General features: G+C 59.2%; 19 protein-coding genes. 11 read left to right on the top strand and 8 right to left on the bottom strand.

Features of this window, described 5'->3' with window-relative positions:
• Positions 1 to 514: 514 nt before the first annotated feature.
• The gene (locus ACRER8_RS22855; RefSeq protein ID WP_431748456.1) at positions 515 to 1,078 is read left to right on the top strand and encodes a tetratricopeptide repeat protein; all 564 of its coding nucleotides are present in this window, start codon (positions 515 to 517) and stop codon (positions 1,076 to 1,078) included.
• Positions 1,079 to 1,100: 22 nt separating this feature from the next.
• Here the strand turns inward: ACRER8_RS22855 and ACRER8_RS22850 are convergent, their stop codons facing one another.
• Positions 1,101 to 1,427 carry a DUF1820 family protein gene (locus ACRER8_RS22850; RefSeq protein WP_062384926.1) on the bottom strand — a complete coding sequence of 109 codons (327 nt, stop codon included), beginning with the start codon at positions 1,425 to 1,427 and terminating at the stop codon, positions 1,101 to 1,103.
• A 135-nt stretch (positions 1,428 to 1,562) separates the two neighbouring features.
• Between ACRER8_RS22850 and miaB the strand changes: the two genes are divergently transcribed.
• The 5 genes from miaB (at position 1,563) to lnt (ending at position 7,389) form a co-directional block, all read left to right on the top strand.
• Positions 1,563 to 2,891, top strand: a complete 1,329-nt coding sequence (miaB, locus tag ACRER8_RS22845) for a tRNA (N6-isopentenyl adenosine(37)-C2)-methylthiotransferase MiaB (RefSeq protein ID WP_431748455.1) — start codon at positions 1,563 to 1,565, stop codon at positions 2,889 to 2,891.
• 603 nt (positions 2,892 to 3,494) lie between these two features.
• Complete coding sequence (locus ACRER8_RS22840) at positions 3,495 to 4,499, top strand: PhoH family protein (protein WP_431748454.1); 1,005 nt, start codon at positions 3,495 to 3,497, stop codon at positions 4,497 to 4,499.
• Positions 4,489 to 4,992 (top strand): rRNA maturation RNase YbeY, encoded by a 504-nt coding sequence (gene ybeY / locus ACRER8_RS22835; RefSeq protein WP_431748453.1) that lies wholly within the window; start codon positions 4,489 to 4,491, stop codon positions 4,990 to 4,992. Before ACRER8_RS22840 ends, ybeY begins: the two co-directional genes overlap by 11 nt.
• A 5-nt stretch (positions 4,993 to 4,997) precedes the next feature.
• A complete protein-coding gene (locus ACRER8_RS22830) occupies positions 4,998 to 5,840 on the top strand; it encodes an HlyC/CorC family transporter (RefSeq protein ID WP_431748452.1) in 843 nt (280 codons plus the stop codon).
• A gap of 28 nt (positions 5,841 to 5,868) precedes the next feature.
• Positions 5,869 to 7,389 (top strand): apolipoprotein N-acyltransferase, encoded by a 1,521-nt coding sequence (gene lnt, locus ACRER8_RS22825; RefSeq protein ID WP_431748451.1) that lies wholly within the window; start codon positions 5,869 to 5,871, stop codon positions 7,387 to 7,389.
• A 142-nt stretch (positions 7,390 to 7,531) separates the two neighbouring features.
• Here lnt and ACRER8_RS22820 read toward each other — a convergent pair whose 3' ends face one another.
• Positions 7,532 to 8,293 (bottom strand): YdcF family protein, encoded by a 762-nt coding sequence (locus ACRER8_RS22820; RefSeq protein WP_431748450.1) that lies wholly within the window; start codon positions 8,291 to 8,293, stop codon positions 7,532 to 7,534.
• An 86-nt stretch (positions 8,294 to 8,379) separates the two neighbouring features.
• Complete coding sequence (locus ACRER8_RS22815) at positions 8,380 to 8,763, bottom strand: hypothetical protein (RefSeq protein WP_431748449.1); 384 nt, start codon at positions 8,761 to 8,763, stop codon at positions 8,380 to 8,382.
• 301 nt (positions 8,764 to 9,064) lie between these two features.
• Between ACRER8_RS22815 and leuS the strand changes: the two genes are divergently transcribed.
• The 3 genes from leuS to holA all read left to right on the top strand — a co-directional run bounded on the left by leuS (position 9,065) and on the right by holA (position 13,445).
• Complete coding sequence (gene leuS / locus ACRER8_RS22810; protein ID WP_431748448.1) at positions 9,065 to 11,671, top strand: leucine--tRNA ligase; 2,607 nt, start codon at positions 9,065 to 9,067, stop codon at positions 11,669 to 11,671.
• 88 nt (positions 11,672 to 11,759) lie between these two features.
• On the top strand, positions 11,760 to 12,365 hold the full coding sequence (gene lptE, locus ACRER8_RS22805; protein WP_431748447.1) for an LPS assembly lipoprotein LptE: 606 nt from the start codon (positions 11,760 to 11,762) through the stop codon (positions 12,363 to 12,365).
• A gap of 42 nt (positions 12,366 to 12,407) precedes the next feature.
• Entirely contained in the window at positions 12,408 to 13,445 is a 1,038-nt protein-coding gene (holA, locus tag ACRER8_RS22800) for a DNA polymerase III subunit delta (RefSeq protein WP_431748446.1), read from the top strand.
• An 87-nt stretch (positions 13,446 to 13,532) separates the two neighbouring features.
• Here holA and ACRER8_RS22795 read toward each other — a convergent pair whose 3' ends face one another.
• Positions 13,533 to 14,462: a halovibrin HvnA gene (locus ACRER8_RS22795; protein WP_431748445.1), complete on the bottom strand. Its 930-nt coding sequence runs from the start codon at positions 14,460 to 14,462 to the stop codon at positions 13,533 to 13,535.
• Positions 14,463 to 14,652: 190 nt separating this feature from the next.
• Here ACRER8_RS22795 and arfA point away from each other — a divergent pair, with 190 nt between their 5' ends.
• Positions 14,653 to 14,811, top strand: coding sequence for an alternative ribosome rescue factor ArfA (arfA, locus tag ACRER8_RS22790; protein ID WP_431748444.1), 159 nt, complete (start codon positions 14,653 to 14,655; stop codon positions 14,809 to 14,811).
• A gap of 50 nt (positions 14,812 to 14,861) precedes the next feature.
• Here arfA and ACRER8_RS22785 read toward each other — a convergent pair whose 3' ends face one another.
• Complete coding sequence (locus ACRER8_RS22785; RefSeq protein WP_431748443.1) at positions 14,862 to 15,803, bottom strand: halovibrin HvnA; 942 nt, start codon at positions 15,801 to 15,803, stop codon at positions 14,862 to 14,864.
• Between the two features lie 220 nt (positions 15,804 to 16,023).
• Between ACRER8_RS22785 and ACRER8_RS22780 the strand changes: the two genes are divergently transcribed.
• Positions 16,024 to 17,358, top strand: coding sequence for a lytic murein transglycosylase (locus ACRER8_RS22780; RefSeq protein WP_431748442.1), 1,335 nt, complete (start codon positions 16,024 to 16,026; stop codon positions 17,356 to 17,358).
• Between the two features lie 190 nt (positions 17,359 to 17,548).
• Here ACRER8_RS22780 and lipA read toward each other — a convergent pair whose 3' ends face one another.
• The 3 genes from lipA to ACRER8_RS22765 are packed head-to-tail and all read right to left on the bottom strand — an operon-like array spanning position 17,549 to position 19,513.
• Positions 17,549 to 18,589, bottom strand: a complete 1,041-nt coding sequence (lipA, locus tag ACRER8_RS22775) for a lipoyl synthase (RefSeq protein ID WP_431748441.1) — start codon at positions 18,587 to 18,589, stop codon at positions 17,549 to 17,551.
• A gap of 1 nt (position 18,590) precedes the next feature.
• A complete protein-coding gene (gene lipB, locus ACRER8_RS22770) occupies positions 18,591 to 19,238 on the bottom strand; it encodes a lipoyl(octanoyl) transferase LipB (RefSeq protein ID WP_431748440.1) in 648 nt (215 codons plus the stop codon).
• Positions 19,238 to 19,513, bottom strand: a complete 276-nt coding sequence (locus tag ACRER8_RS22765; RefSeq protein ID WP_431748439.1) for a DUF493 domain-containing protein — start codon at positions 19,511 to 19,513, stop codon at positions 19,238 to 19,240. The genes lipB and ACRER8_RS22765 overlap by 1 nt, the downstream gene beginning before the upstream one ends.
• Positions 19,514 to 19,553: the final 40 nt, after the last annotated feature.

Raw genomic sequence — 19,553 nt, 5'->3', positions numbered from 1 at the left:
ATGTACCCTCGTCTCGCGAATGAATTCGCTCCCACAGGGGGGTCATGCATCTGTCGACCTTCATGTGTCTGATCCGCCGGTTTGCAAGCCGGCTCCTGCAATAGACCGCGGCTGTACGCCAAATCCCGGCGCTCTGCAGAACCGGTAGAAGAGGTCGGAGGTTACGACGGCGTGGGCCGCATCCCGATTACCTTGTAGGAGCCGGCTTGCTGGCGAAGGCACTGTGTCGAACACGGAAATGTCAACTGAACCACCGCGTCGCCAGCATATCGGTTCCTACAACTCTGCATCAGCCGCAAGTTCATGCAGTTGAGTTACGCTGCTCTCAGGTTATTTTGTTCGATACTTAGTTCCGCACACGGATTCGAGCCCCTGAATACAGGCCAACCGGCCCCGTGCAGCAGAAAATCAGTAAAGACTTTGTAAGGTTGGCCCTGCTTATTTCATAATGCGCAGCCAGCACGTTTAGCTGGACGGGCATGCCCGCACCTTTTTCAGAGGTAAGTCGACTTCCATGAATCGCACCGGCCGCACCCTTGCATTGGGCTGCCTGTTGCTTCTTCATCCCCTGCTGGCGAATGCAGGTGGCAACTCGTTGTTAATACCAGCGGTGGGTCGCTGCACCCTGAATACCCAGCCAGACAACCTGCCAGCCGCATTGTCGGCCTGTCAGCAGGCGGCTCAAGGCGGGGATGCGCAGGCACAGTACGAGTTGGGGCAGTTCTATTACGACGGCAAGAATGCGCCGCGTGATCTCACCCAGGCGCTCAACTACTTCGAACAGGCCTCATTGCAGGGCCATGCGCAGGCACAGTATCAACTGGGTCTGATGTTCTTCCGTGGTGAAGGCGTGCAAGCCAATAACATTCAGGCTTATATCGTGCTGAAGATGGCGGCGGTCAATGGCTCGGAAGACGCCCTGGATCAGGCCGACGAAGTTTCCGCGCAGATGAAGAAGGAAGACCTGGAAGTCGCCACCCAGGTGCTGGGGCAAATTTTCCGTAAATACCTGCTGGAACTGCAGACTGCCGAAGGGCGCACGCCTTTCGCGCCCTTCCCCAATACCGGCAAGCCCTGATCGCAGGGCCTGTTTGACGGCCTTACTTGTCCGGCATCGGCATCGGAAACGGCATCACGTTACCGGTCTGACGCGCTTCGCTGATCTTCGCTGTGCCCATACGCTCGACTTCATCGATACGCACGATCGAATGCATCGGCACGAAGCTGCGCACCACGCCATCGAACTGCGCCTTGAGCTTCTCTTCGCTGGGATCTACCACCACGGTCGTACGCTCGCCGAAGACGAATTCCTCCACTTCAAGGAATCCCCACAGATCGCTCTGATAGATCTGTTTGGCGTACATCTCGTACACCTGTCCCTGGTTGAGAAAAATCACCTTGTAGATTGGAGCTTCGCGTTTGGTCATAACAGGCAGGCAATGATCGGTGTTTTGAAAAGGGCGCGAACTATAGCATGCCGCTGGTTAGGCAACGCTAGGAAGCTGAGGCCATGGTCCCTATAATGCGCGGTTCTTCGAATCACCTGATGAATCCGAACCCGCATGGCCAAGAAGCTTTACATCGAAACCCACGGCTGCCAGATGAATGAGTACGACAGCTCGCGTATGGTCGACCTGCTGGGCGAACATCAAGCACTGGAAGTCACCGCCCGCGCGGAAGACGCCGATGTCATCCTGCTCAACACCTGTTCGATTCGCGAGCGGGCGCAGGATCGTGTCTACTCCCAGCTTGGCCGATGGCGTGAACTGAAGCTGGCGAACCCGGAAATGGTGATCGCCGTCGGTGGCTGTGTGGCCAGTCAGGAAGGCGCGGCGATTCGTGATCGCGCGCCTTACGTCGATGTGGTGTTCGGGCCGCAGACCCTGCATCGCCTGCCGGAGATGATCGATGCCGCGCGCGTCACTCGCCTGCCGCAGGTCGACGTCTCGTTCCCGGAAATCGAAAAATTCGACCACTTGCCCGAGCCCCGTGTCGATGGCCCGAGCGCCTATGTCTCGGTGATGGAAGGCTGCAGCAAATACTGCACGTTCTGCGTGGTCCCTTACACCCGAGGCGAGGAAGTCAGCCGTCCGTTCGACGACGTGATCACCGAAGTTTTCCACCTGGCCGAGAACGGCGTGCGCGAAGTGACGCTGCTCGGACAGAACGTCAATGGTTATCGCGGCACGACCCACGACGGCCGCGTGGCGGACCTTGCCGAGCTGATCCGCGTCGTGGCGGCCATCGATGGCATCGACCGAATTCGCTACACCACCTCGCACCCGCTGGAGTTTTCGGACAGCCTGATCCAGGCTCACGCCGAAGTGCCGGAACTGGTCAAACACCTGCATTTGCCGGTGCAATCGGGTTCGGACCGGATTCTGGCGGCGATGAAACGCAATCACACCGTGCTCGAATACAAATCGCGCCTACGCAAACTGCGCGCGGCAGTGCCGGATATCTGCATCAGTTCGGACTTTATCGTAGGGTTCCCCGGTGAAACCGAGAAAGACCATCTGCAGACGATGAAGCTGGTGGAAGACGTCGGCATGGACTTCTCCTACTCCTTCGTCTACAGCTCACGCCCGGGCACCCCGGCGGCGGACCTTGCCGACGACACATCGGAAGAAACCAAGAAAGAGCGCCTCAAGCAGCTGCAGGATCTGATCAACCGGCAGGGTTACGAGATCAGCCGCAAGATGGCGGGCACCGTGCAGCGCATTCTGGTGACCGATTACTCGAAGAAAGACCCTGGCGAACTGCAGGGCCGCACCGAGAACAACCGCATCGTCAACTTCCGCTGCGACAACCCCAAGCTCATCGGACAGTTCGCCGACGTGTACATCGACAGCGCCCAACCGCATTCGCTGCGTGGGTCTTTGTTGCAATAAGCTGTGGCCACGCATGACCTGTGGGGGCGAATTCATTCGCGAGACGGCGGCATGGACGACACATTTGTGCCGAATGTACCCGCGTCTCGCGAATGAATTCGCTCCCACAGGGGATCATGCGTCAGTCCACATTCATGTGTCTGATCACCGGTTTGCCGAGCCGGCTTCTACAATGGACCGCGGCTTTACGCGAAATCCCGGCGATCCGTCGAAGGTTACGACGGTATGGCCCGCATCTCGATTACCTGGTAGGAGCCGGCCTGCTGGAGAAGGCACTGTGTCAGACACGCAAATATCAACTGACCCACCGCGTTCACCAGCAGGCCGGCTATTGGACTACGGGGATGGACCCGCGGTATTGCGAGAGGACCAAGACCTGTGGGAGCGAATCCATTCGCGATTGGTCGGTACATCCGACCCATCTCTGTCGGACTTACCGACCTCTCGCGAATGAATTCGCTCCCACATGGGTCTGCGTAGGGCCTGGCGCCGCAGGCGAATCCTGCCGCTGTTCAACCATTAGTAAGTGGGCCCTTTCGGACACTGCCCACAGGGGTTATCCTTCATTTCACCTTTATTGCCGGCGGGCGGCCAAAAACGACCTTGAACGCACCTATCGAACCACATCGCTTCAGCCTTGAACCTATCGAGGCACATCGCTTCGCCAATCTGTGTGGGCAATTCGACGAGCACTTGCGCTTGATCGAACAGCGCCTGGACATCGAGATCCGCAATCGCGGAGGCCAGTTCGAGATGATTGGCGAGCGCAAACAAACCAATTCGGCAGAAAACCTTCTGCGCCGACTGTATCGGGAAACCAAGAGTACCGAGCTGTCGCCAGACATGGTTCACCTGTTCCTGCAGGAATCCGGTGTCGAAGAACTGGACAACCACCCTGCCGCCGAAGTCGGCGTGGCCCTGCGTACCAAAAAAGGCATGATTCGCCCACGCGGCCTGAATCAGCAGCGGTACGTGAAGGAAATCCTCGCCAACGACATCAACTTCGGTATCGGTCCGGCCGGTACCGGCAAGACCTACCTTGCTGTGGCCGCTGCGGTCGATGCGCTGGAGCGCGAGCAGATCCGCCGCATCCTGCTGGTTCGCCCGGCGGTCGAAGCAGGCGAAAAACTCGGTTTCCTGCCGGGCGACCTGGCCCAGAAGATCGACCCGTACCTGCGACCGCTCTACGACGCGCTATACGAGATGCTGGGTTTCGAGTATGTGGCCAAGCTGATCGAGAAACAGGTGATCGAAGTCGCGCCTCTGGCCTACATGCGCGGTCGCACCCTTAATAACAGCTTCATCATTCTCGACGAGAGTCAGAACACTACCGTCGAGCAAATGAAGATGTTCCTGACCCGTATCGGCTTCGGCTCCACCGCCGTGATCACCGGTGACATCACCCAGATCGACCTGCCCAAAGGCACCAAATCCGGGCTGACTCATGTCATCGAAGTGCTCAAGGATGTGCCGGGCATCAGTTTCACCCACTTCAAGCCCAAGGACGTCGTGCGCCATCCGCTGGTGCAGCGCATCGTCGAAGCCTACGAGCGCTTCGAGGAACGCAACGATCAGACCGGTTCACGGGACAATCGTCGTGATGCTTGAGCTGGATCTGCAAGTCGCTTCTCAAGCCAGCGCTCCGAGCGCAGCCCAGTTCCGCCTCTGGTGTGAAATGGGCCTGCGCCAGCGCTCGACGGATTCGGAAATGACCATTCGCCTGGTCGACGAAGTCGAAGGCCGAGAGCTGAATCACACCTGGCGGCACAAAGACTACGCCACCAACGTGCTGTCGTTTCCTGCCGATGTGCCCGACGAACTACTCGATATCCCGCTGCTGGGCGATCTGGTGATCTGCGTGCCTGTCGTGGCCCGCGAGGCTGCCGAGCAGGGCAAGGCGCTGGACGCACACTGGGCGCATCTCGTGATTCACGGCTGCCTGCATTTGTTGGGCTACGATCACATCGACGATGACGAAGCCGAAGAGATGGAAGCACTGGAACGAGAGTTGCTTGCAGAGTTGGGCTACCCCGACCCCTACGCCGACGATGAAATTGTCGACACACCACCTACGGAAACACCAGGCAAGGACCACGAGTAAGGGCTATGAGCGAAGACCGATCGAGCAGCGGGCAAAAGTCATGGTTGGGCAAACTGACCCAGGCATTTGCCCATGAGCCGAAAAACCGCCAGGAGCTGCTTGAGCTGCTGCGCGAAGCCCATCAGAACAAGCTGCTGGACAGCGAAGCGCTGGCCATCGTCGAAGGCGCCATTCAGGTCGCAGACCTGCAGGTGCGCGACATCATGGTGCCGCGCTCGCAGATGATCAGCATCAAGGCCAGCCAGAGCCCTCGTGAATTCCTGCCGTCGGTGATCGAATCGGCACACTCACGTTACCCGGTGATTGGCGAAAGCCATGACGACGTGCTCGGCGTGCTGCTGGCCAAGGACCTGTTGCCCTTGATTCTCAAGGAAAACGGCGGGGCCGACGACGTCAAGAACCTGCTGCGTCCGGCAACCTTCGTGCCCGAATCCAAGCGCCTGAACGTGTTGCTGCGTGAATTCCGCGCCAATCACAACCACATGGCTATCGTCATCGACGAATACGGCGGTGTGGCGGGTCTGGTGACGATCGAAGACGTGCTGGAGCAGATCGTCGGCGATATCGAAGACGAACACGACGTCGAGGAAGACAGCTACATCAAACCGCTGCCAAGCGGCGACTTCCTGGTCAAGGCGCTGACGCCGATCGACAGCTTCAACGAGTTCTTCGACAGCGAATTCTCCGATGACGAATTCGACACCGTCGGCGGTCTGGTGATGAATGCGTTCGGGCACCTGCCCAAGCGTAATGAAATCACCGAAATCGGCGCGTATCGTTTCCGCATCCTGAACGCCGACAGCCGTCGTATTCACCTGTTGCGTCTGAGCCCGATCTCCCGCTCGTAACGTTGTGCCCCCGTAATAAGGAATGTAAATGCGCTGGATCACCCGCCCCGGCTGGCCCGGTAACCTGCTGGCCATGGTGGCTGGCGCGCTGATCACCCTGGCCTTGGCGCCATTCGATATCTGGCCACTGGCGATTGTCGCGCTGGTGGTCTTCTATCTTGGACTTCGTGATCTGAAACCCCGACAGGCCTTGTGGCGCGGTTGGTTTTACGGTTTCGGTCTGTTCGGTGGTGGCACCAGCTGGATCTACGTCAGCATTCACACCTATGGCGAAGCACCGGTCTGGCTCGCTGGCTTCCTGATGGTGCTGTTCTGCGCCTGCGTGGCCTTCTTCTTCGCCCTGCCCGCGTGGCTCTGGGCGCGATGGATCCGTCGCAACGAAGCGCCGCTGGCCGATGCGCTGGCGTTCGCCGCGCTGTGGTTCGGTCAGGAAATGTTTCGCGGCTGGTTCCTGACCGGCTTTCCCTGGCTTTATTCCGGTTACAGCCAGCTCGACGGCCCGCTCAAAGGTCTGGCCCCGCTGGGTGGCATGTGGCTGATTTCGTTCAGCCTGGCATTGACCGCCGCGCTGCTGTGTAACCTGCCCCGCCTGCGCACACGCAAGAGCTTTCTGGCAGTGGGCATTGTGCTGTTGCTGGCGCCTTGGGTTGCTGGTCTGGCGTTCAAGAGCCACGCTTGGACCGAAGCTTCCGGCGCGCCACTGAAAGTCGCCGCTATTCAGGGCAACGTCGAGCAAAGCATGAAGTGGGACCCGACCGCGCTTAACGCGCAATTGGCCTTGTACCGCGACATGACTTTTACCTCGCAAAAGGCCGATCTGATCATCTGGCCGGAAACCGCCGTGCCTGTGCTCAAGGAGTCTGTCGAGGGTTATCTGTCGATGATGGGCAAATTCGCTGCTGATCGCGGTTCGGCGCTGATCACCGGTGTGCCGCTGCGCCAGAAAGGCGGCCATGGTGAGTACCGTTATTACAACGCTATTACCGTGACCGGCGAAGGCGATGGCACTTACCTGAAACAGAAGCTGGTGCCTTTCGGCGAGTACGTGCCCTTGCAGGACCTGCTGCGTGGGGTAATCACGTTCTTCGATCTGCCGATGTCGGACTTCGCCCGCGGCCCGGCCGAACAGCCTCTGCTGCAAGCCAAGGGTTACCAGATCGCCCCCTTCATCTGTTACGAAGTGGTGTACCCGGAATTCGCCGCCGGTTTGTCTGCGCAGAGTGATCTGCTGTTGACGGTGAGCAACGACACCTGGTTCGGCACCTCCATCGGCCCGCTGCAGCACCTGCAGATGGCGCAGATGCGCGCACTGGAAGCCGGTCGCTGGATGATCCGCGCCACCAACAACGGCGTCAGCGCACTGATCGATCCGTTCGGCAAGATAACAGCCACCGTGCCGCAGTTTGAACGTGCAGTGATGTACGGCGAAGTCACGCCCATGCGCAACCTCACGCCGTATCTGCACTGGCGTTCGTGGCCGCTGATCATTCTGTCGCTGATGTTGATTGGATGGGCGCTGTTGGCGAGCCGGATTTCCAAGGCGGTTTGACGCAGAGGCTGGCCGCGATACAAATCCTCTGTAGGCGCGAATTCATTCGCAACGCGGTGTTTCGGCCCACAGAGATGTATTGGCGGCACTGACGTCTCGCGAATGAATTCGCTCCCACAGGGATCCGCGCAGGTCAATGGAATCATCGATAGAACAGCCGATACCCCACCCACCCCGCCGCCTCATTCAGCAATTGCCCCATCTGCCAGACGGCCCTGGACTCCGGGATCCAGCCACCGAAAGGCCTGGCGTTGTCGGTGCTCAGAAATCCAACGGGCGCGGGCACGACGCTGAAACCCGCCTTCTCGAAACTCCACACCGAACGCGGCATGTGCCAGGCCTGAGTCACCACCACCACGCGCTTGATACCCAGCGGCTGCAGCATCGCAGCGGTCATGGTGGCGTTTTCCCATGTGGTGCGGCTCTGCCCTTCCTGCCAACGCACGGTCACACCGAAGTCATCGCGCAAGGAATCAGCCATGATTGCCGCCTCACTGGGCGGCTCGCCGTAATGCAGACCGCCAGTGGTCAGGATCGGAAGACCTGAGGCCTTGGACAGACGTGCCGCGTAGCGCATGCGCTCCAGGGCCACACCGGTGGGAACGTCGCTGCCCCAGCTCGGCTCGTTGCGCTCGCGCCCCGAACCCAGGACCACTATGGCATCGGCCCGCTGCGCCAACGTCGACCACTCGCCCTGAGCCAATGGCGGAATGCTTTCGATCCCTCTGGCCGACCACTCCACCATCACCGGCAAACTCATCAGCCACATGCCGCCCAGCCCGACCACGAACAGCGCACGCGCCAGCCGAGGCCTGGCGTTTCTCAACCACCAGGCAAACAGAAGAAGCAGCAGAAAAAGGCCGGGCGGCAGGAGCAGGTTCTTGATGAAATAGCGAAAAGGCATCGAGCATCTCCAGAAGATGCCCGAAGCCTAAAAGGATTGACGCTAAGCAACAATGCTTAATCAGACGGGATCAAGACCCGTAAAAGTTACCGCTTAAAATGTTTGCTGGAACTGTAGCGACTCAACTTTGCCGACGCCTTGGCGCGACGCTGATCCTTCAGCCAGATGACATTGGCCGAGGGATGCGGGCCGCGGGGCGGCTCCGAAGGCTCCCGAGAAGTGCTGGAACTGCTCTTCTTTATGCTTGATGAATCCTCAATCACGACGACTTCTTGTCTATCGTTTCTACCCAGATACGCCTCGATGAGCTGAAACTCGGCGTGACTCAATCCACGCAGTTCCAGTTCGGCGGGGTATTCATTGCGAAGCCGGACTGCTGTTTTCGCCACGTCCAGAGCAAGCCCCAGACGATCGATCAAACGGTCATACAGATCAGGTTTCTTTTTTACTTGGTGCCGCAGCTCTGCCATCCGTTCACCTCACTGAAGATAAAGACATACCCTCGTCAATGAGCTTAGCGGCACTGCGAAAACCGGCGCGATGCCGCGACCAACGGCGGCCAGGCCATTTGTCGTACCAGGCCTGCGCAATCAGGGTTTCCCTCGGAACTCTGCCCTCATGTATGCTACGGCGCTTCCTGTAATTCCACTTCCGCTCAACCGGGCTCGAACCCGTCGCGTTGCCAAAGGCACAGCCTGACAAGCGACGGCCATCAGGTCCGGGACTGTAGCGAAGAGGTCAAGGGTCACCAATCTCTAGTCAAAAGTAGCCATGCACGAACTCTATCAGCCCCGCGAAATCGAAGCCGCCGCCCAGACCTTCTGGGAAGAGCAAAAGTCTTTTGAAGTCAGTGAACAGCCAGGCAAGGACACCTACTACTGCCTGTCGATGTTCCCTTACCCCAGCGGCAAGCTACACATGGGTCACGTGCGTAACTACACCATCGGCGACGTGATCGCGCGCTACCAGCGCATGCAGGGCAAGAATGTCTTGCAGCCGATGGGCTGGGACGCTTTCGGCATGCCGGCGGAAAACGCCGCGATGAAGAACAACGTCGCGCCCGCCAAGTGGACCTACGAAAACATCGCCTATATGAAGACCCAGCTCAAGAGCTTGGGCCTTGCGATCGACTGGTCGCGCGAAGTCACCACCTGCAAGCCGGACTACTATCGCTGGGAACAGTGGTTGTTCACTCGCCTGTTCGAGAAAGGCGTGATCTACCGCAAGAACGGCACCGTGAACTGGGACCCGGTCGACCAGACCGTTCTGGCCAACGAGCAAGTGATCGACGGTCGTGGCTGGCGTTCGGGCGCGGTAATCGAAAAACGCGAAATCCCGATGTACTACTTCAAGATCACGGCCTACGCCGATGAGCTGTTGGAGAGCCTCGACGAGTTGCCGGGCTGGCCTGAACAGGTCAAGACCATGCAACGCAACTGGATTGGCAAATCCCGTGGCATGGAAGTGCAGTTCCCTTACGACCAAGCGTCGATCGGCGAAGCCGGCGCGTTGAAAGTCTTCACCACCCGTCCAGACACGCTGATGGGCGCGACTTACGTGGCCGTTGCCGCCGAGCACCCGCTGGCGACCCTGGCAGCGCAGAACAATCCAGAGCTGCAAGCCTTCATCAATGAATGCAAGAGCGGCAGCGTCGCAGAAGCCGACGTCGCCACTCAGGAAAAGAAAGGCCTGCCGACGCCGCTGTTCGTCGAACACCCACTGACCGGCGAAAAACTGCCAGTGTGGGTCGCCAACTACGTACTGATGCACTACGGCGACGGCGCCGTGATGGCAGTACCGGCTCATGACGAGCGCGATTTCGAATTCGCTATCAAGTACAACCTGCCGGTCAAACCAGTGGTGCGCACCAGCGCGGGCGATGAAACGCCAGCCCCATGGCAGGATGCGTACAACGAGCACGGCCAGCTGATCAACTCCGGCGAGTTCGACGGCCTGGACTTCGCCGGTGCCTTCGACGCCATCGAAGTGGCTCTGACCAAGAAAGAGCTCGGCAAGTCGCGCACTCAGTTTCGTCTGCGCGACTGGGGCATCAGCCGTCAGCGCTACTGGGGCTGCCCGATCCCGATCATCCACTGCGACGCATGCGGCGACGTGCCTGTCCCTGAAGACCAGTTGCCAGTGAAGCTGCCGGAGGACGTCGTTCCGGACGGCGCCGGTTCGCCACTGGCGCGCATGCCCGAGTTCTACGAGTGCAGCTGCCCGAAATGCGGCGCACCGGCCAAACGCGAAACCGACACCATGGACACCTTCGTGGAGTCCTCGTGGTACTTCGCCCGCTACGCCTCGCCTCACTATGAAGGCGGCATGGTCGACCCGAAAGCCGCCAACCACTGGCTGCCGGTCGATCAGTACATCGGCGGTATCGAACACGCGATCCTGCACCTGCTTTACGCGCGCTTCTTCCACAAGCTGATGCGCGACGAAGGTCTGGTCAGCTCCAACGAGCCGTTCAAGAACCTGCTGACTCAGGGCATGGTGGTCGCCGAGACCTTCTATCGCCTGGAGGCCAACGGCAGCAAGACCTGGTTCAACCCGGCCGATGTCGAATTCGAACGCGACAGCAAGGCCAAGATCGTCGGTGCCAAGCTGATTGCCGACGGCCTTCCGGTGGAAATCGGCGGCATCGAGAAGATGGCCAAGTCGAAGAACAACGGCGTGGACCCACAATCGATGATTGATCAGTACGGTGCCGACACCTGCCGCCTGTTCATGATGTTCGCCTCGCCGCCCGACATGAGCCTGGAATGGTCCGATTCCGGCGTCGAAGGTTCGCACCGCTTCCTCAAGCGCGTATGGCGTCTGGCTCAGGCCCACGTCAACGCTGGCTTGCCGGGCGCTCTGGACAAGACCGCGCTGAGCGACGAGCAGAAAGCCGTGCGCCGTGCGACGCATCTGGCCATCAGACAAGCTGGTCAGGATGTCGGTCAGCATCACAAATTCAACACCGCCATCGCCCAAGTGATGACCCTGATGAACGTGCTGGAAAAAGCACCACAGGCGTCGGAGCAGGATCGCGCGCTGTTACAGGAGGGTCTGGAAACCGTCGCCCTGCTGCTGGCCCCGATTACTCCGCACATCAGTCATGAACTGTGGACTGCACTGGGCCACGCAGACCCGGTGATCGACGCTGGGTGGCCGGTGGTCGATGAGTCCGCACTGGTACAGGACACGCTGCAACTGGTGGTACAGGTCAACGGCAAGCTGCGCGGCCAGATCGAAATGCCCGCCAGCGCCAGTCGCGAGGAAGTCGAAGCCGCCGCACGGACCAACGAAAATGTCCTGCGCTTCATCGACGGCCTGACGATCCGCAAAGTGATCGTGGTGCCCGGCAAACTTGTGAATATCGTCGCTAGCTGAATGGATCAGGCGCCTGGCACTGCCAGGCGCTGAAAACACTTCCAGAGCCCGCACTTCGGGCTCAAACGGATTCAAGGGGAACAACAAGATGATCAAACGCAATCTGCTGGTAATGGGCCTCGCGGTGTTGCTGAGCGCCTGCGGTTTCCAGCTGCGCGGCACTGGCACCAATGCCTTGTCGATCAAGGAACTGGACGTCAGCGCTCGTGATGCCTACGGCGACGTTGTCACTCAATTGCGTCAGACCCTGACCAACAGTGGCGTTCACGTCTATACCGGGGCCCAGTACAAGCTGTTCCTGGCCCGCGAAGATGAAAGCCAGCGCACCGCCAGCTACGCAGGTTCCGGCCGCTCGGCTGAGTATGAGCTGACCACCGTCTTGAGATACGAGATCCACGGCTCCAAGGACGTCCTGCTGCTGGACGACAACGTGCAATCGACAAAAGTCTTCGTGCATGACGGCAACAACCTGATCGGTTCGGACCAGGAAGCCGAGCAGATCCGCAAGGAAATGCGCAGTGATCTGGTACAGAAAATGGTCGCCCGCCTGCAACAGCTGAGCCCGGAACGCCTGGACGAGCTGCAAGCCAAGGCTGACGACGCTGCCCGTGCGCAGGCCGATGCAGAAGCCGCTGCTCAACGTGTTCGCGACGAGACGCCACAGCAGTCTCCGATCGAAATCCCGTCCAAGTGATGGCATCGGGGCCGGTTCGCCGGCCCTGATCTTTTCTGACCGATGAAACTCGCTCCTGCCCAACTCTCCAAACACCTTCAAGGTGCGTTGTCGCCTGTCTACATCGTCAGTGGCGATGATCCACTGCAATGCCAGGAAGCCTGCGATGCCATTCGTGCGGCGGCCCGGCAGCAGGGTTTCGACGAACGCCAGGTGTTCAGTGCCGACGCAAGTTTCGATTGGGGCTCCCTGCTGCAGGCCGGCGCCAGCATGTCGTTGTTCGCCGAACGCCGCCTACTGGAATTACGCCTTCCGTCGGGCAAGCCTGGAGATAAGGGCGCTGCCGCGCTGCTCGAATATTGCAGCCGCCCAGCCGAAGACACCTTATTGCTGATCAGCCTGCCCAAGCTCGACGGCGCTGCGCAGAAGACCAAGTGGGGCAAGGCGCTGGTCGAGGGTGCACAAACGCAGTTCGTGCAGATCTGGCCCGTAGATGCCAGTCAACTGCCGCAATGGATTCGTCAGCGCCTGGCGCAATCAGGGCTTGCAGCCAGCCCTGATGCCGTCGAACTGATCGCCGCTCGTGTGGAGGGCAACTTGCTCGCCGCCGCTCAGGAAATCGAAAAGCTCAAGCTGATGGCCGAACAGGGGCAGATCACGGTCGAAACCGTGCAGGCGGCCGTGGCCGACAGCGCGCGCTTCGATGTCTTCGGTCTGACCGACGCCATCCTCAACGGCGAAGCCTCCCACGCATTGCGCATGCTCGAAGGCCTGCGCGGCGAAGGTGTCGAGCCGCCTGTGATCCTCTGGGCACTGTCACGAGAGTTGCGCGTGCTGGCCAACCTGGCATTGCAATACAGCCAGGGCGTGCCGCTGGACAAAGCGTTCAGCCAAGCCCGCCCGCCGATATGGGACAAGCGCAAACCGCTGATGAGTAAAGCCCTGCAACGGCATTCCGCCCGCCGCTGGGGCCAATTGCTTATGGATGCTCAACACATCGACGCGCAGATCAAGGGTCAGGCCGAAGGCTCGGTCTGGAACAGCCTGAGCCGGTTGTCCCTGCTGATGGCGGGACAGCGACTCGCGTTGCCGTCGGAATAATTTCAAACGAAGGCATTTAATGCGGGAAAGCCTTTCAGTCGAAGTCTGAAAGGCGCTCGTGTTATGCCCGCTTGAATTCCCGCCCCCCTAAGGAACCGTAATTGCCTGATCGGCAGGCAGGTACTGAAATGTCGCAGTACCTGTGACGACCGTCGGTAATTGCACGGAAATGACAGGCAGGGGAATCCGAGTCAGCTCATAGAAACGCTTCTGATCATATTGAGCGCCGGCACGCCCCCCCGACTGGGTATAGAAGAAAGCCTCGATAGGCAGCTGGGCCGGGATGTTCTGAGGCCACACTGCGTGCTTCAAGTCATTGGGTATTTCGAACGAATAGGGAGCCACCATACGTCCCCCTCGCATCCCCTGATAAAAGGCGGGACCTGCAGCATTGTTGGCAGAGTCCTGGACATTAAAACCACACCGCCACTCGTAGCTATCCGGACGCCTGTTGAAATGGTCGCGGTATTGCTCACCTGTGGTAATTCCTTGGCGGTCGCAGGGCTGACTTTCTACTGGATAAACCGTGTTAGGCCCGCAACCGAAATCCGAGCGATTATCCGAAGCCCCATCCACAGGAAAGAAACACAGCACTTGCATGTGGTACTTCTCTGGAGCTGCGCTCAAGAACGGCGTGAGAATAAAACCATTGTTATATGTGAAAGCCAAACGCCTGAAATTATAATCCGAGCGTAAATACGAGAACGACACGCCGCCCACTCTGACTGCGGTGGGGCTTGGGTTCCAGGCATCATATTCGGTCGATGGGCGTGTCCCTCGCAGGATGATGCCGGAACAAAGGAACGCTGGCATCGAGTCCTTCCCGCAATTCATTCGTCTATCGGCATAACGTGCCTCCAATGCCCGCGCTACGGCTGGGCCAGAGCTCGACGCTGCCTGGGGCATAGCGGACGCAGCAACGGCCGGGGGGTGGGATTCGGTAACCTGGACGTCATCGTGACTGCAGCCCAGCAGCGAAAGAACGAGCATGATCCCTAGCATTTTTTGAGTGTTCATTTAGCCTCCATTGCTTTAAATGATGTTGTACATATCCATCAGTTTTACAGACCGAACAAGTGCGATCCGGCGTGAGCTCCGGGGCCGAGCAATCGGCTACAAAGACCTGCGATAGCAGGGATCAATTAGACGTACGCGCTCATCTGCCCGATCATTCCAGCCGCTTTACAACCAACCGAGAGAAACTGCCATGAGCAAAGCCCAAAAGCGGCCGAACAAGGCCAAATCCATCGTCGCCCAGCCACTGTTCCGCAGCCGTCAGGAACAACCCGCCAAGGGCAAAGGCAGCTACCGCCGCGAAGCCTTCCAGTCGAAAAACTGGGAGGCTTCTTCCGTTATGGCGGCATGAAACTTTTCACGGGCAGTTATCCGATAGGTACGTTGTTCCGCTCACGCCTGTCACAGAGTTTGATCTTCGGGTTTGTAGGTAAACGTGGCCGACTGTTCCAACGTTTGAGGCAGCGGAATATAAATGATCGGAATGGTTGTGCCGGTCAGTTGCCGGAAGCGCCGCTGATACAACTGGGCGCCCGCAAGCCCCGTCGACTTGGTATAGAAAAATGCTTCTATCGGCAGCCGTTCCGGGATGTTCTGAGCCCAGGCTTTTAGCTTCATGTCGTTAGGGGTGTTGAAGGCATCAGGGGAAATCAAGCGCCCACCGCGCATGCCCTCCAGAAATCGTCCGGCGGCAGCGTTGTTTACGGAATCCCGGACATTGAATGAGCACATTGCCTCGGCCCTACTTCTACCGGCCGCTCCGTCCGCGCGATATTTGGCGACCCATTTCGCCGCGGTGTCGATGACCGGGCTCTGCAGTTCGCAGCTTTTGCTGATTACCGGATAATTTGGGTGCTCATCACAGCCGCCGTTAGGCCGCGCATTGGAAGATCCGTCCACGGGAAAGAAACACAGTATCTCGATAAGCTCTTTTCCCTGCGGAGTGCTGAGGATTGGATAAAAGATGAAACCGCTATCGTAGGTATATGCCAGCCGTTTCATCTTGTAATCCGAACGCACGAAGGAAAACGAGACGCCTCCGTTTTTCTGCGATATGGGACTCGGGTTCCAGATATCGAACTCGGTAGAAGGCATTCCTCCGCGAAGAATCAGACCGCTGCACAAAAATGCCGGCTTGGAAGCTGCTCCGCAGTCATTCCGAGTATCGCGATATCGCTTCTCCAGATTGCTCGCAACTTGATCTCCCGTATCAACCGCAGCAGTGGAAACTCCGCTCGTTGTCGATATGGAGTTATCCACATTCACATTTTTCGGCCCTGTAGAACTGCTGGATGAGCAGCCAGCCAGAAACCCCATGACGAGCGCTATGAGTAGCTTTTTCATTTGAAACCTCTTCCCTGAAGGATCGTTCGCAGCCCCGGTTAATGTGTCGCCGCCGGCCCAGTGGCACAACTGTCAGAAATGACAGTAGGTGAGAACGTTTGGCGATAAATCGGCGCTGTTTAATTCTCGGGGAGCAATTTCCAGTTACCTCCGTTGCAGCCTTCGCGGCTCATCGCATGTTAAGGTCTGCACCTTACGATTTATCCCTGTGGACCCCAGAATGCCCTTTAGCTTTCCCCGTGGCCGGCACGTCCGCCAGCTGATCGCCACCTCCAGCCTGTTCGCTCTGGTTGCCTGTGCGGAGCAACCTACCGCCGCCATCGCCACTCCGCTCCAAGCCGCCCCTCTGAATGTCGCGAAAGCCGCGCCGGCACCGTCCAGCGCTGTCGCCGAGCCCGACGATTCCAACTTCGAAATCCAGCCGGCGATGACGTTTGCCGAATGGCAGACCATGTTCCGCGCGCAAGCGCTGAGCGCAGGTATTCGCCCTGATGTCTTCGACACGGCCTTTGCAGGCGTGACGCCGGACATGAGTGTGGTCAAGGCCGACCGTAGCCAACCCGAATTCACCCGTCCGGTCTGGGAATACCTCGACAGCGCGATGTCCGCCGTGCGCGTTCGCAAGGGTCAGGCATTGCTGGCGCAATATGCCGATACGCTGACCCAGATCGAGCAACGCTACGGGGTTGATCGTCAGGCGTTGATTGCCGTATGGGGCATGGAGAGCAGCTTCGGTCAGTTCCAGGGCACGCAGTCGGTCATTCGCTCGCTCGCGACGCTGGCGTATGAAGGCCGCCGCCCTCAGTTCGCGCAGGATCAACTGATCGCCGCGCTGCAGATCATTCAGCATGGCGATATAGACGCGCCGAGCATGTTGGGCTCGTGGGCCGGGGCAATGGGACAGACGCAATTCATTCCCACCACTTACAACACCCATGCCGTGGACTTCGACGGGGATGGCCGCCGCGATATCTGGAACTCGCCACTCGATGCCTTGGCCTCGACCGCGCATTACCTGCAAAGCTCGGGCTGGCAGAAAGGCCAGCCTTGGGGCTTTGAGGTGCAATTGCGCCAGGGCTTCGATTACGCAATGGCCGATTCCTCGACGCGCAAGACTATTGCCGAATGGCAGCAACTAGGCCTGAGTTTGCCCAATGGCTCAGCGCTCCCAGCCAATCTGCTGCAACAGCAGGCGGCGCTGTTGTTGCCAGCGGGTTACAAAGGCCCGGCGTTTCTGGTGATGGATAACTTCCGGGCAATCCTGAAGTACAACAACTCGTCGTCTTACGCGCTGGGCATTGGCTTGCTGTCGGAGCGCTTCACGGGCGGTGGCTATGTGCTTGGCCAGTGGCCACGCGGTGACCTCCCTCTGAGCCGCTCTGAGCGTGTTGAATTGCAGACGCTGCTCTCGGCCCGTCAATACGACGCCGGCGCGCCGGACGGGATCATCGGCGCTAATACGCGCAAGGCCATTCGCAGCGCACAGCAATCGCTCGGTTGGCCAGCAGATGGTTATCCGACGCAGGAGTTGTTGGAGAGTTTGCGTAAGCCGTAGCCAATGGCCTGCCCATTTCTTTGTAGGAGTCCGCTTGCTGGCAAAAGCGGTGGTCAGTGACCGATCAGTGGTCTGATACAACGCCTTCGCCAGCAAGCCGGCTCCTACAACAATGCGCCAAGCGGATACCCAATAAAAAAGGCCGGATAGCGATATCCGGCCCTTTTACTGCGTGCAATACGGCGAAAAATCAGCCCGTAGTCAACAACGACTTGGTCAGCTTGGCCTGTTCGTCGGCGTGGTACGAGGAACGCACCAGCGGGCCCGACGCGACGTTCTTGAAGCCCATCTTGTAACCTTCCTCGGCGAACCAGGCGAAGGTGTCAGGATGCACGAAGCGCTGAACCGGCAAGTGGCTGCGGGAAGGTTGCAGGTACTGGCCCAGAGTCAGCATGTCGATGTTGTGCTCGCGCATGCGCTGCATTACCTCGATGACTTCCTCGTCGGTCTCGCCCAGACCCAGCATCAGGCCGGATTTGGTCGGCACGTGAGGCACCATTTCCTTGAAGCGCTGCAGCAGGGTCAGTGACCACTGGTAATCGGAGCCAGGACGCGCGGCCTTATACAGGCGCGGCACGGTTTCCAGGTTGTGGTTGAACACATCCGGTGGCGTGGCAGCAGTAATTTCCAGCGCAATGTCCATGCGGCCACGGTAGTCCGGGACCAGCGTCTCCAACTGCACATTCGGCGACAGCGCGCGGATTTCGCGGATGCAGTCGGCGAAATGCTGAGCACCGCCGTCGCGCAGGTCATCGCGGTCAACCGAAGTGATCACCACATACTTGAGCTTGAGGTCAGCGATGGCGACGGCCAGGTTCTTCGGCTCGTCCACATCCAGCGCTTTCGGACGGCCATGACCAACGTCGCAGAATGGGCAACGGCGGGTACAGATGTCGCCCATGATCATGAAGGTCGCGGTGCCACCGGAGAAGCATTCGCCCAGGTTCGGGCAGGACGCTTCTTCGCAGACGCTGTGCAGCTTGTGCTTGCGCAGCAGGGCTTTGATGCGGTCGACCTCGGGCGAAACCGGGATACGGACGCGAATCCAGTCCGGCTTCTTCGGCAGTTCCACCGTTGGGATTATTTTTACCGGGATGCGCGCAACTTTTTCCGCGCCGCGCAGCTTCACGCCGGCCTCTACTTTTGGACGCGCCGCACGCTCGGGTGTGACAACGTTCACTGTCGGGATCAGGGTTTGCACGGCGTCTGCCGTCTCATGCGCAGTAGTCATATCAGTCGATTCCGCCCGTTAGGGTCGTCTGCTCAGCGTAGTCGAGGTGTTTGACGAGCTGCGCACGCAGCCGGGCACTTACCTCGGCAAATTCAATCGGGCCTGCCTGTTCACGCAGCTGGGTCATTGCCAGCCCCGCATACCCGCAGGGATTAATCCGTTTAAACGGGTCCAGATCCATGTCGACGTTCAGCGCCAGTCCATGAAACGAACAGCCGTGGCGGATACGAAGGCCCAGAGAAGCGATCTTCGCGCCCTCGACATAGACCCCCGGCGCTTCAGGTTTGGCGGCTGCCGTCACACCGTAACTGGCCAGCAGATCGATCAGGCTGTGCTCGATCCGGGTCACCAGTTCGCGCACGCCGAAACCCAGGCGACGCACGTCCAGCAGCAGATACGCCACCAGTTGACCGGGGCCATGATAAGTCACTTGGCCACCGCGATCGACCTGTACCACCGGAATATCACCCGGAAGTAGCAGATGTTCGGGTTTTCCGGACTGCCCCTGGGTAAAAACCGCAGGGTGCTGGACCAGCCACACCTCATCGGGCGTGTCACGGCCGCGGCCGTCCGTGAAGCGTTGCATGGCCTGCCAGGTGGGCTGGTAATCGATCAATCCGAGATCGCGAAAGCCCAGACGCTCGCCCATCACAGCACCATGTGCACTTTGCCCGTGGCGCGCAGCTCGCTGTTGATGTCGTAAAGCTGGTCTTGCCCGGTGGCGACGATATGCAGCTGCAACGTGGTGTACTTGCCGTTGCTGCTCTGGCGCTCAGCCTGCTTCTCAGGAAGGATCGTCGCGTGTTTCTTGACGATCTCAATGACTGTGTCTGTAAAGCCCACGCCGGTGTCGCCGATGATCTTGATCGGGTAGTCGGCGCAAGGGAATTCGATTTTTGGTGCTTTAACTTCGGAATCTGTCATGGCAGTAACGGCCTCGTAAGCCGGAAAACGGACAGTCCCC

Source organism: Pseudomonas sp. (assembly GCF_050739935.1).
GTDB lineage: Bacteria > Pseudomonadota > Gammaproteobacteria > Pseudomonadales > Pseudomonadaceae > Aquipseudomonas.
Note: the sequence above shows the minus strand (reverse complement) of the source record. Positions and strands in the feature narration are given on the sequence as shown.